Below are 10,761 nucleotides of genomic sequence, written 5' to 3'. Positions count from 1 at the left end.
AATCGACTAACGAGATACGCCCATGTCCGAACAGAATATTGTCAATATTACCGAGGCCAACCTGCAGCAGACGCTGCAGCAATCCATGAACGCGCCGGTGCTGTTTTATTTCTGGTCCGCCCGCAGCCAGCACTGCGAACAGCTGACGCCGGTGCTTGAGCGCCTGGCCGCCCAATACCACGGTCAGTTTACGCTGGCGAAGGTAGATTGCGACGCGGAGCAAATGCTGGCTTCGCAGTTTGGTCTGCGCGCGATTCCGACGGTGTATCTGTTCCAGAACGGCCAGCCGGTAGATGGTTTTGAAGGCCCGCAGCCGGAAGAAGCCATCCGCGCCCTGCTGGATAAAGTACTGCCGCGCGAAGAAGAATTGAAAGCGCAAGAAGCGCTGGCGCTGATGCAGGAAGAAAAATACGCCGACGCGCTGCCGCTGCTGAAAGACGCCTGGCAGTTGTCTAACCAGGATAGCCAGATTGGCCTGCTGCTGGCGGAAACGCTAATTGCCCTGCAGCGTTCCGATGAGGCTGAAAGCGTGCTGAAAACCGTGCCGCTGCAGGATCAGGACACCCGTTATCAGGGGCTGGTGGCGCAGATTGAACTGCTTAAGCAGGCCGCCGATACCCCGGAAATCCAGCAACTACAGCAGCAGGTCGAGCAGAACCCGGACGACGCGGCGCTGGCGTCTCAGCTGGCGTTGCAGTTGCACCAGGTCGGGCGCAACGAAGAAGCGCTGGCGCTGCTGTTCACGCATCTGCAAAAAGATTTAGGCGCCGGCGATGGCCAGGTTCGCAAAATGCTGCAGGAGATCCTCGCGGCGCTCGGTACCGGAGACGCCCTGGCGGCGAAATACCGCCGCCAGCTGTATTCATTGCTGTACTAATCAGAGGCGCTGACCCGGATAGCGCTACGCTTATCCGGGCTACAGATTACGCCGTGGTAGCTCGGGTAAGGCGTAAGCCGCTACCCGGGAATACTTACAGGATTAACACAAAGCACATGTTTTTCCCCAAGCAAAACAGTTGCATACCGATAACAGTATCTGCAGCCCTGTGGTAGCCCGGGTAAGGCGTAAGCCGCTACCCGGGAATGCTTACGGGCGCTTTTTCAACTGCGTCACCACCAGTTGATGACGGGTATTGAAGAACTTCCGGTAGGTCAGATAGCCGGCAATAATCGTCGACAGGCTGGCGGTCGACAGCAACATAAACGTGACCATAATCTGATACTTAATCGCCTTCACCGGGTCAATCCCGGCGAAAATCAGTCCCGACATCATCCCCGGCAGACTCACCAGTCCGACCGTTTTCGCCGAATCTACCGTGGGAATCAACGAGGCGCGAATGCTGTCGCGGATCAGCCGCGCGGAGGCCATCTTCGGCGTGGCGCCGAGGCTTAGCTTCTCCTGAATCTGCTGCTGCTCACTGTTAAAACGCTGGCCCATATTGTTGTAGCACAGCCCTACCGCCACCATAGCGTTACCGGCCACCATGCCGGCAATCGGAATAACCTGCATCGGCACAAAGGCGATCGACCCCGAGAAGACCAGCACCGCCAGGGTTAGTCCGGCGCCGGTGGTAATAGCGATAAACGATGAGACAAAAGCTTTGTCGATATATTTACTGCGCTTCTTCGCATTCCACGCCGCGTTAAAGCAGATGAACAGCACCATCAATAGCGTTAACACCGCATGGTTAACGTTAAAGATATATTTCAGCACGTAGCCGACGATGATGAGTTGCACTATCGCCCGGCAAATGCTCCAGATAATATCTTTTTCCAGCGCCAGCTTTTCCCGATAGCTCACAACGATCGCCACCAGCACCAGCACCATCGAGAGCGCCAGCGATTCGTTAGTAATATTATGCCCGTTCATTTTTCCCCTCCTGCATTTTCCCGCCAGCAGGCTGTAGCGTAATCACTTCATCAGCGTGGGCAATTTCGTTCTGGTCGTGAGTGACCCACAGAATGGCCATTCCTTTTTCCGTCGCGTAGCGATGAATAATCTCGTTAACGTTGCGCTTATTGCTCTCATCCAGCGCGCTGGTAATTTCATCCAGCAGCAGCACCTGCGGCAGAAACTGCAGATTACGAATGAGCGAGACCCGCTGTTTTTCACCGCCGGACAATTCGTTAATCGATTTCTCCAGCGTATTATCCGCCAGCCCGAAGCGTTCGAGATCGGCAATCAGCGCTTTAGGATCCGGCTGTTTGTTGCGGATCTGCCATGGGAAAACCAGGTTGTCGTAGACCGAATCGCCGAATAGCGCCGGAGTTTGCGCGCAATAAGAGACCTGCTGGCGATAGTTTTCCGGCGACAGCGTAGTGATATCGGTATCGTTGAAAAAAATCTCTCCGCTGGTCGGGCTCAGCAGAGAGGCGATGATTTTCAGTAACGTACTTTTGCCGCATCCGGATGGCCCGGTAATTAACTTAAACTCTCCAGCCCTAATCCGGAGATCGATATTATTCAGGATGACCGCGTCGTCGGTTTTAAAACCAACGCCCTCGAGGCGCAAAATCGCGTTATTTTCCTTCATTATATGTCCAATTAATTTCCTAAAACGCAGACAGTTTACTCCAGTTTTCTTTCACCGGAACAAGGAGAAAGTTATACTCTGTTTAAATCTGCGCCATTTCGCTGCGGCGCCCATCAGGCAACAAGACAGGAGGTTTTTGATGCTGATTTTTATCCCCGTTCTTATTTTTGTCGCACTGGTCATTGTGGGGGCGGCAGTAAAAATCGTGCCGCAGGGTTATCAATGGACCGTCGAACGCTTTGGCCGCTACACGCAGACGCTGCAGCCGGGCTTAAGTTTAGTGGTACCGTTTATGGATCGCATCGGCCGCAAAGTGAACATGATGGAGCAGGTACTGGATATCCCTTCGCAGGAAGTCATCTCCCGCGATAACGCCAACGTCACCATTGACGCCGTCTGCTTCATCCAGGTGATCGATGCGCCAAAAGCCGCCTATGAAGTCAGTAATCTTGAGCTGGCGATCGTCAATCTGACGATGACCAACATTCGTACCGTACTCGGCTCGATGGAGCTGGATGAAATGCTCTCCCAGCGCGATAGCATTAACACTCGCCTGCTGCATATCGTCGACGATGCCACCAATCCGTGGGGGGTGAAAATCACCCGTGTCGAAATCCGCGACGTTCGCCCGCCGGCGGAGCTTATCTCCTCGATGAACGCCCAGATGAAAGCTGAGCGAACCAAACGCGCTTATATCCTCGAGGCGGAAGGGGTGCGTCAGGCGGAAATCCTCAAAGCCGAAGGTGAAAAGCAGTCGCAGATCCTCAAAGCCGAAGGCGAACGGCAGTCGGCCTTCCTGCAGGCGGAAGCCCGCGAACGTTCCGCCGAAGCGGAAGCCCGTGCCACCCAGATGGTCTCATCGGCGATTGCGTCAGGCGACATTCAGGCGATTAACTACTTCGTGGCGCAGAAATATACCGACGCGCTGCAGCAGATTGGCGCCGCCAACAACAGTAAAGTGGTGCTGATGCCGCTGGATGCCAGCAGTCTGATGGGCTCGATCGCCGGGATCGGCGAACTGCTGAAAGAGAGTAGCGCCGAGCGGAAAAAATCATGATCGCCCTGATCCTCGCCCATCCGCATATTTTCTGGCTGACCCTTGGCGGGCTGTTGCTGGCGGCAGAGATGCTCGGCAGCAATGGCTACCTGCTGTGGAGCGGCGTAGCTGGCGTGGTTACCGGCCTGCTGACCTGGGTTATTCCATTTAGTTGGGAATGGCAAGGGACGCTGTTTGCCGTTCTTACCCTGCTGGCGGCGTGGCTGTGGTCAAAATGGCTGCGTAAACGCATGAGGCAGCAGCGCCCCGCCGACGCGCAGCTTAACCAGCGCGGCCAGCAGCTGGTTGGCCGTCGTTTCACACTCGACAACGCGCTGGAAAACGGTCGCGGCCACGTCCGCGTCGGCGATAGCTCCTGGCCGGTGATTGCCGATGAAGACCTCGCGGCGGGCAGCAAGGTTGAAGTGGTCGCCGTCGAAGGCATTACCTTGCGGATAAGAGCCGCCGTCCGCTAAGCCTGCGCTTTGCGGTGACAACAGCCGGAAAGATTATCAATAATCGGGCAATCCGCGCTCTCATCACCAGGGCAGGCGTCCGCCAGCGCCAGCAGATGCGCGCGCATGTTTTGCAACTCGCGGATATGGTTCTCAATATCCGCGACTTTCTCCAGCGTTCTTTTTTTCACATCGGCGCTGTGCCGCGACGGATCGTTGAATAACGCCACCAGCTCGCGGCACTCCTCCAGATTAAATCCCACCTGCCGCGCCTGGCGCAGCAGCGTCAGTTCATCCAGATGCTTTTGACTATAGGTACGGTAGCCGTTATCGCTACGCAGCGGCGCCGTCACCAGCCCTTTCTCTTCGTAAAAACGAATCGCTTTGCTGGTCAAGCCGGTTTTTTTCGCCACATCGCTAATATTCATTTTTCCCCCTTGACCTTCCCCTTGCTGGAAGGTTTAACCTTCTTAATACTCGATGAAAGAGTGTGTTCGGTCAATCATTAACCGGAAATTATTCAGGAGTTATTTATGTCTAACACTATCGACCTGACGCTTGATGGCCTCTCCTGCGGCCACTGCGTTAAACGCGTGAAAGAGAGCCTGGAACAGCGTCCAGACGTTGAACAGGCGGAGGTCACTGTTACCGAAGCCCACGTCACGGGCAGCGCCAGCGCTGAAGCCCTGATTGAGACCATCAAACAAGCCGGATACGGCGCGGAGCTCAGCCACCCAAAGGCTAAACCGCTGGCAGAATCATCAATCCCGTCGGAAGCACTGACAGCGGCCACTCCCGAGCTTCCGGCAGCCCATGACGAGGATGACAGTCAACAGCTGCTGATCAACGGCATGAGCTGCGCCAGCTGCGTTTCCCGGGTACAAAACGCGCTTGCCGCGGTGCCGGGAGTCTCACAGGCGCGGGTAAACCTGGCGGAACGCACTGCGCTGGTGATGGGCAGCGCGTCCGCCGCAGAATTAGTGCAGGCGGTGGAAAAAGCCGGCTACGGCGCGGAGTCTATCGAAGACGATCTGGAACGCCGCGAACGGCAGCAGGAAACCGCCATCGCCACCATGAAACGTTTTCGCTGGCAGGCGATTGTCGCCCTGCTGGTCGGCGTGCCGGTCATGGTCTGGGGCATGATTGGCGATAACATGATGGTCAGCGACGACAATCGATCGCTGTGGCTGGTCATCGGCCTCATCACCCTCGCGGTGATGGTCTTCGCTGGCGGTCACTTCTACCGCAGCGCCTGGAAAAGCCTGAAAAACGGCACCGCCACCATGGATACGCTGGTGGCGCTGGGAACCGGGGTGGCCTGGCTGTACTCCATGAGCGTCAACCTGTGGCCGCAGTGGTTCCCGATGGAAGCGCGCCACCTGTATTACGAAGCCAGCGCGATGATCATTGGTCTTATCAACCTCGGCCATATGCTGGAAGCCCGCGCGCGCCAGCGCTCCTCGAAAGCGCTGGAAAAACTGCTCGACCTGACGCCGCCTTCGGCACGCGTCGTGACGGCTGAAGGCGAGAAAGATCTGCCGCTCGCGGAAGTTGAGGCGGGGATGACGCTGCGCCTGACCACTGGCGATCGCGTTCCGGTTGACGGCGTGATAAGCCAGGGCGAAGCCTGGTTTGATGAAGCCATGCTCACCGGCGAACCGGTACCGCAGCAAAAAGGCGATGGCGACGCCATTCATGCCGGTACCGTGGTGCAGGACGGCAGCGTGCTGTTTACCGCCAGCGCCGTCGGCAGCCAGACCACGCTGGCGCGGATTATTCGCATGGTGCGCCAGGCGCAAAGTAGCAAACCGGAAATCGGCCAACTGGCAGATAAAATCTCTGCGGTATTTGTTCCGGCAGTGGTAGCCATTGCGCTGATTAGCGCCGGTATCTGGTACTTCTTCGGCCCGGCGCCGCAAATCGTCTATACCCTGGTCATTGCCACCACGGTACTGATTATCGCCTGTCCATGCGCATTGGGCCTGGCGACGCCGATGTCGATTATTTCCGGCGTCGGCCGGGCGGCGGAATACGGCGTGCTGGTGCGTGACGCCGATGCTCTGCAGCGCGCCAGTGAACTCGACACCCTGGTGTTCGATAAAACCGGTACCCTGACCGAAGGCAAGCCGCAGGTGGTGGCCGTGAAAACCTTCGCAGGGTTTGATGAAACAACCGCGGTGCGTCTTGCCGCCGCGCTCGAGCAAGGTTCAAGCCATCCGCTGGCGCGGGCGATCCTCGATAAAGCCGCCGACAGCACTTTACCGGAAGTAAGCGGCTTCCGTACCCTGCGCGGGCTTGGCGTCAGCGGTGAAGCGGAAGGTCGTCGACTGCTGCTCGGCAACCAGGCGCTGCTTAACGAGCAGCATATCGCCACCGCGGAACTGGAAAGCGAGATGACGACACAGGCCTCGCGCGGCGCCACGCCGGTACTGCTGGCGATCGATGGTCAGGCCGCGGCGCTGTTCGCCATCCGTGACCCGCTACGTGAAGATAGCGTCGACGCGCTGGCGCGCCTGCATCGGCAGGGCTATCGTCTGGTAATGCTCACCGGGGATAACCCGACAACCGCCAATGCCATCGCCAAAGAAGCGGGCATTGATGAAGTGATCGCTGGCGTGCTGCCGGACGGTAAAGCCGACGCCATTAAACGCCTGCAGAGTCAGGGACACAAAGTGGCGATGGTCGGCGACGGCATTAATGACGCCCCGGCGCTGGCGCAGGCGGATGTTGGTATCGCCATGGGCGGCGGCAGCGATGTCGCCATTGAGACCGCGGCGATCACCCTGATGCGCCATAGCCTTAACGGCGTGGCCGATGCTTTAGCGATTTCGAAAGCGACGTTACGCAACATGAAACAGAACCTGCTGGGCGCATTTGTTTACAACTCACTGGGCATCCCGATTGCCGCCGGGATCCTCTGGCCGCTGACCGGTACCCTGCTGAACCCGGTAGTCGCCGGCGCGGCAATGGCGCTGTCGTCAATCACCGTGGTCAGTAACGCTAACCGCCTGCTGCGCTTTAAACCGAAAGATTAGCGCAGTCACCGGAAAACGGGCGCTGAGGTTACTCAGCGCCCGTTTATTTCCTGGCGACAATAAAAAACCGCGGGGAAGATGACGGCCACCACCATATGCGCTAGCATGAATGCCTCACACTTCGGAGCGCGTATGGGCCTGTTAAACCGAATAAAAATGCTGTGGCGAGCCGCCGTCGGCTCGTCTTATTCCTGGCCTGCAATGGATATCGTCCTGCCCGGCGAACGTTATTTACACCTCGTCGGCAGCATCCATATGGGCACCCGCGACATGGCGCCGCCGCCGGCTAAGCTACTGAAAAAAATACGTCAGGCCGACGCCTTAATCGTCGAAGCGGACATCACCGGTAATGAAACGCCTTTCAGTAATCTCCCCTCTTATCCACCGCTGGCTGAACGTCTGAGCGAAACACAATTAGCAGAATTACGCTCACGCGCCGGCGAGCTGGGTTTATCGGTCGATCTTTTCGATAGCCAGCCGCTATGGCAGGTAGCGATGGTGCTACAAGCTACTCAGGCGCAAAAGCTAGGGTTACGCCCCGATTACGGTATTGATTACCAGTTGCTGATGGTCGCTCGCGAGAGCAACATAAGGGTGATGGAGCTGGAAGGCGCCGATAGCCAAATCGCGCTCCTGCGCAATCTGCCAGACGGCGGTAAGGCGCTGCTGGAAGATACGCTGACCCACTGGCGCACCAACGCCCGTTTACTGCAGGTCATGATTGGCTGGTGGCTGGAGCAACCGCCGTCGCGCGGCGCGGAAACGCTGCCGACGACCTTCAGCCAGTCCTTATATGATGTGTTGATGCATCAGCGCAATGTGGCCTGGCGCGACACGCTGCTTGCCCTGCCGCCGGGGCGTTACGTGGTCGCCGTCGGCGCGCTGCATCTGTATGGCGAAGGGAACCTGCCGGATATGTTGACGTAAAAAAATGGCCAATATTGCTATTGGCCCGTCAAAGAGGAATTTCATCATTATTATTATCCCGGGATATACATCCCGGATCGTCTGATTGTCGCTCAAAGTGACCATCACTGCCAATACTATTGCGCAAGATGGTACTATTTTTTATACAACCCTCACGCGTATGCTGGTCATACGTTAGGTCGGTTGGTAAGAAGGATTACTATGACTCCCGCCGTTAAATTACTCGAAAAAAACAAAATTACCTTTCAGATCCACAGCTACGAACACGATCCTCAAGAGACCAATTTTGGCGATGAAGTGGTTCGCAAGCTGGGGCTCAATGCGGATCAGGTTTACAAGACGCTATTAGTGGCCGTTAACGGCGATATGAAACATCTGGCGGTCGCCGTCACCCCGGTTGCCGGACAGCTGGATTTGAAGAAAGTGGCCAAAGCACTGGGCGCCAAGAAGGTAGATATGGCCGACCCAATGGTCGCGCAGCGGATCACCGGATACCTGGTCGGCGGCATCAGCCCGCTTGGGCAGAAAAAGCGCCTGCCGACGGTGATTGATGCCCCGGCGCAGGAGTTTGCCACCATCTATATTTCCGGCGGCAAACGCGGGCTCGATATCGAACTGGCGGCAAGCGATCTCGCGAAGCTTCTGGACGCGAAGTTCGCCGATATCGCCCGCCGCGATTGAGCACACCATCCCGGATAGCGGCGCACGCGCCTTATCCGGGCTACCCAACGGGTAGCCACGGTATGAATAGCCAACCTGAAGCCCAGGCTTACTGCCAGCTGACCTCGCCTTTCGGCTCGTAGGCTGCCGCATCCAGAGGCGAGTTCTTCTCGATGTACTCTTTCAGCACCTCGGCATCGATAAAGCCGGTATTTACGTATCCCGGTTTATTATCGATGTGCGGGTAGCCGTCGCCGCCGGTGGCGTTAAAGCTCAGCGTCGCCATACGGTAAGTTTTCGCCGGATCCACCGGTTCGCCTTTAATTTTCAGATCGTTAAGCTTGCCATCTTTGGCAACGAAACTAACGTTGGCGAACTGCGGATAAGCGCCGGAATCCGGCTTCATCTGCGCGACGGCGGTCAGGTACTCAATCACCTCTTTACCGCTCATATCGACGTAAGTCAGCACGTTGCCGAACGGCTGCACTTTCATCACGTCTTTATAGGTAATATCGCCCGCTTCGATGGAGTCGCGAATACCGCCGCCGCTCATCACCGCGAAATCAGCATTGCTGCGCGCCATCTGCGCCGCCAGCAGCAGGCGCCCCATATTGGTTTGTACGAAGCGGACTTTGCTGCGATCGCCTTCAAGATGGCCGTTGACGCTACCTATTTTCACCTGTAACTGCGCCTTGCCTTTATTCTGGAATGGCGTTAACAGCGAGAGCATCTGCGGGTTTTCGGCAATTTGCGGCGTATACAACACGCGCTCGCTCTGACCGTTATCCCAGGTGACTTTCTTCTTCAGGTTGACCGGGATCAGCTGATAGTGCACCAGCTTCATCTCACCGTTGCGGAATTCAAAATCGGCGCGGCCGACATATTTCCCCCACTCGTGCGCCTGCACGATCCAGATGCCATTCTGGCGATCCGGCGCGCACGGGGTACCGGGGACATAATCGACCTGCTTTTTATTCTCCGACGCCATGCAGACCGGATCCTGCGAATGGCCGCCGACGATCATCGCCAGCGATCCCGCTGGTAAACTCCGCGCCATTTCAACGTCTCCCGGCGCGTTAGAGCCGTGATTACCGTTGTCATAGTGGCCCATGTGGGTGGTCGCCAGAATCACGTCCGGCTTTTCATTTTGCTGCAGTTCCTGAATCACCAGCTTGGCTTCCGCCGCCGGATTACGGAATTCGATATCGGTGAAATATTCCGGGTTGCCGATTTTCGCCGTATCGTCGGTCGTTAAGCCAATCACCGCAATGTTCAGTCCGCCGCGCTTAAACAGCGCCCAGGGTTTAAACAGGCGCTCGCCGGTGCTTTTCTGATAGATATTGGCCGACAGGAACGGGAACTTCGACCACTTCTCCTGCTGGCGCAGCACGCTGAGCGGGTTATCAAACTCATGGTTGCCCACCGCCATGGCATCGTAGCCAATCAGGTTCATGCCGCGAAAATCGGGTTCAGCATCCTGTAAATCGGATTCCGGCACCCCGGTATTGATATCGCCGCCGGACAGCAGCAGGACGCTACCGCCTTCGGCCGCCACCTCTTTGCGGATACCGTCCACCAGCGTCTTCTGCGCCGCAAGGCCATATTCGCCGTAGTCGTTGCGCCAGAAATGACCGTGGTGGTCGTTGGTGTGCAGGATGGTGATTTTATAGGTTTTGTCCTGCTCATAGGCCTGCGCTGACAGGCTTCCCAGCGATAAGGCGGCGAATAACGCCAGCGCCACGCCGCGTTTTAAATAATGCATGTTTCACTCCCTGACTTAATAACAAGTGCCGAAAGTATAGCGAGTCAGCCGCTTTGACAAATATGTTTTCAGAATTGCGACTTCCTTCAAACCTTAGGGACAGGTATGTTAGTCTGATAATAATTCTACCCGTCATACTTCAAGTTGCATGTGCGTTGGCAATAACTCGGCCCATCCCTGGGCCTTGCCCTTACGGGCGCAGTGAACTGCGTTCAAATTCGTTCCTGACGAATTTGTCCTCGCTCACCCCAGTCACTTACTAGAGTAAGCTCCTGGGGATTCTCTGTGTCGCCGCCTTCTTGCAACTCGAATTATTTAGGGTATCAACCTGCATTCTCTACAACAAATAGAA

Annotated in this window: 10 protein-coding genes; 6 read left to right on the top strand and 4 right to left on the bottom strand. The window is 56.6% G+C overall.

Going from position 1 to position 10,761, the window contains the following annotated elements:
* The first annotated feature begins 22 nt into the window (after positions 1–22).
* On the top strand, positions 23–877 hold the full coding sequence (locus PGR09_RS01365; protein ID WP_015367889.1) for a co-chaperone YbbN: 855 nt from the start codon (positions 23–25) through the stop codon (positions 875–877).
* Between the two features lie 210 nt (positions 878–1,087).
* Here PGR09_RS01365 and fetB read toward each other — a convergent pair whose 3' ends face one another.
* A complete protein-coding gene (gene fetB, locus PGR09_RS01360; RefSeq protein WP_045393489.1) occupies positions 1,088–1,870 on the bottom strand; it encodes an iron efflux ABC transporter permease subunit FetB in 783 nt (260 codons plus the stop codon).
* Positions 1,857–2,534 (bottom strand): iron efflux ABC transporter ATP-binding subunit FetA, encoded by a 678-nt coding sequence (fetA, locus tag PGR09_RS01355; protein WP_045393492.1) that lies wholly within the window; start codon positions 2,532–2,534, stop codon positions 1,857–1,859. The genes fetB and fetA overlap by 14 nt, the downstream gene beginning before the upstream one ends.
* A gap of 139 nt (positions 2,535–2,673) precedes the next feature.
* Here fetA and PGR09_RS01350 point away from each other — a divergent pair, with 139 nt between their 5' ends.
* Together PGR09_RS01350 and PGR09_RS01345 are read left to right on the top strand one after the other, a co-directional pair.
* Complete coding sequence (locus tag PGR09_RS01350) at positions 2,674–3,591, top strand: SPFH domain-containing protein (protein ID WP_020079443.1); 918 nt, start codon at positions 2,674–2,676, stop codon at positions 3,589–3,591.
* Positions 3,588–4,046, top strand: coding sequence for an NfeD family protein (locus tag PGR09_RS01345; RefSeq protein WP_045393498.1), 459 nt, complete (start codon positions 3,588–3,590; stop codon positions 4,044–4,046). The genes PGR09_RS01350 and PGR09_RS01345 overlap by 4 nt, the downstream gene beginning before the upstream one ends.
* Here PGR09_RS01345 and cueR read toward each other — a convergent pair.
* Positions 4,043–4,453: a Cu(I)-responsive transcriptional regulator gene (cueR, locus tag PGR09_RS01340; protein WP_045393501.1), complete on the bottom strand. Its 411-nt coding sequence runs from the start codon at positions 4,451–4,453 to the stop codon at positions 4,043–4,045. The two genes, PGR09_RS01345 and cueR, sit on opposite strands and share 4 nt — an antisense overlap.
* A gap of 105 nt (positions 4,454–4,558) precedes the next feature.
* Between cueR and copA the strand changes: the two genes are divergently transcribed.
* The 3 genes from copA (at position 4,559) to ybaK (ending at position 8,668) form a co-directional block, all read left to right on the top strand.
* Entirely contained in the window at positions 4,559–7,060 is a 2,502-nt protein-coding gene (copA, locus tag PGR09_RS01335; protein WP_430915735.1) for a copper-exporting P-type ATPase CopA, read from the top strand.
* 132 nt (positions 7,061–7,192) lie between these two features.
* Positions 7,193–7,987 carry a TraB/GumN family protein gene (locus PGR09_RS01330; protein WP_045393507.1) on the top strand — a complete coding sequence of 265 codons (795 nt, stop codon included), beginning with the start codon at positions 7,193–7,195 and terminating at the stop codon, positions 7,985–7,987.
* Between the two features lie 201 nt (positions 7,988–8,188).
* On the top strand, positions 8,189–8,668 hold the full coding sequence (ybaK, locus tag PGR09_RS01325) for a Cys-tRNA(Pro)/Cys-tRNA(Cys) deacylase YbaK (RefSeq protein WP_015367897.1): 480 nt from the start codon (positions 8,189–8,191) through the stop codon (positions 8,666–8,668).
* Positions 8,669–8,756: 88 nt separating this feature from the next.
* Here ybaK and ushA read toward each other — a convergent pair whose 3' ends face one another.
* A complete protein-coding gene (ushA, locus tag PGR09_RS01320) occupies positions 8,757–10,409 on the bottom strand; it encodes a bifunctional UDP-sugar hydrolase/5'-nucleotidase UshA (protein WP_045393510.1) in 1,653 nt (550 codons plus the stop codon).
* Between the last annotated feature and the right edge of the window lie 352 nt (positions 10,410–10,761).

The sequence above is a fragment of the Klebsiella sp. 141251 genome (assembly GCF_050600725.1).
GTDB classification, from domain to species: domain Bacteria; phylum Pseudomonadota; class Gammaproteobacteria; order Enterobacterales; family Enterobacteriaceae; genus Klebsiella; species Klebsiella aerogenes.
The sequence above is the reverse complement of the archived record's forward strand: the minus strand, read 5'-3'. Positions and strand labels throughout refer to the sequence as shown.